Origin of the sequence: Sphingomonas sp. ACRSK (assembly GCF_022346685.1) — a bacterium.
Taxonomy (GTDB): Bacteria; Pseudomonadota; Alphaproteobacteria; order Sphingomonadales; family Sphingomonadaceae; genus Sphingomonas; species Sphingomonas molluscorum.
Genome location: NZ_JAKRNR010000080.1, coordinates 1 through 1310 on the forward strand (window position 1 = coordinate 1; position 1310 = coordinate 1310).

General features: G+C 61.9%; 1 protein-coding gene. It reads left to right on the forward strand.

Annotated features, from left to right (window positions below; all coding sequences use genetic code 11):
* The first annotated feature begins 76 nt into the window (after nucleotides 1-76).
* The gene (locus MHZ35_RS17790; protein WP_446741077.1) at nucleotides 77-1159 is read left to right on the forward strand and encodes an IS5 family transposase; all 1083 of its coding nucleotides are present in this window, start codon (nucleotides 77-79) and stop codon (nucleotides 1157-1159) included.
* Nucleotides 1160-1310: the final 151 nt, after the last annotated feature.

Below are 1310 nucleotides of genomic sequence, written 5' to 3' on the forward strand. Positions count from 1 at the left end.
AGCTGGACACCCGCAAAAACCGATGGCGTTTCGGGGGCTATGGTGATTCATTGATCAGGAGCGATGATGGAGAGCCGTGGTGGATCCCAAGTCCCTGTTCAGTCTGAGCGACCATCTTGATGCCTTGGGCAAGGAGGGAGATCCGCTCGAGGTTTTGCAGCATACGGTGGACTTCGAGTACTTCCGCGCCTGGCTGGTCGAGGGGCTCGGCTACGGCGATGGTGCCAAGGGCGGGCGGCCGCCGTTCGATCCGGTGATGATGTTCAAGGCGCTGATCCTGCAGGCGCAGCACAACCTGTCGGATGCGCGGATGGAGTTCATGATTCGGGACCGGCTGAGTTGGCTGCGCTTTCTGGGACTGTCGCTTGGGGACCGGACGCCGGACGAGAACACGATCCGGCATTTTCGCAACCGCCTGACCGAGACCGGCACGCTCAAGCGGGTCATGAAGGCCTTCGATTGGCAACTGCAGAAGAGGGGCTACATCCCGATGTCGGGGCAGATCGTGGACGCGTCGCTGGTGCCTGCGCCCAAGCAGCGCAATACCGAGGGCGAACGCGACGCGATCAAGTCGGGAATGAGTGCGAAGGAAATATGGCCCGACGAGCCGAACAAGGCGGCGCAGAAAGACACCGATGCGCGCTGGACGCTCAAGATCGGTGGCAAGGTCCGATATCGCGCGGATGGCACGCCATTGCCCATGATCGCCCTGCCGGTGTTCGGCTACAAATCGCACATCAGCATCGACCGGCGCTTCGGCTTCATCCGGGAAATGGCGGTGACCTCAGCCTCAGCCGCCGACGGGCGTCTGCTCCGACAGGTCGTCAGCACGGATAATACCGGCTCCGAGGTCTGGGCCGACAGCGCCTATCGCTCCAGGCGCAACGAGAAGTGGCTGTCGGATCGCATGCTCACGTCCCGGATCCACCGCCGCAAGCCCAAGGGCAAGCCCATGCCAAGAGCGACTGCCAGGGCGAACGCCGCAAAGTCCTCGATCCGGGCCCATGTCGAACATGTCTTCGCGCATCAGAAGAACCGCTTCGGGCTGTTCATCCGAACCATCGGCCTGGCCCGTGCCGAAGCGAAGCTCACCCTTTGCAACCTGGCCTATAACTTCAACCGGCTGGTCTTCCACGAACGCCGGGAAAGCATGGGATGACTCTGCATGCAATCCGGCGAAACCAGCTCACACAGCCCGAAATACCGCCGGAAGGAGACTGACAGCGCGCCCATCATGGTCCCGCAACATCGAACAATGTCCTCGCCGGACGGACCGCTTCAAAATACGCGGTTTTTGCGGGTGTCCAGCT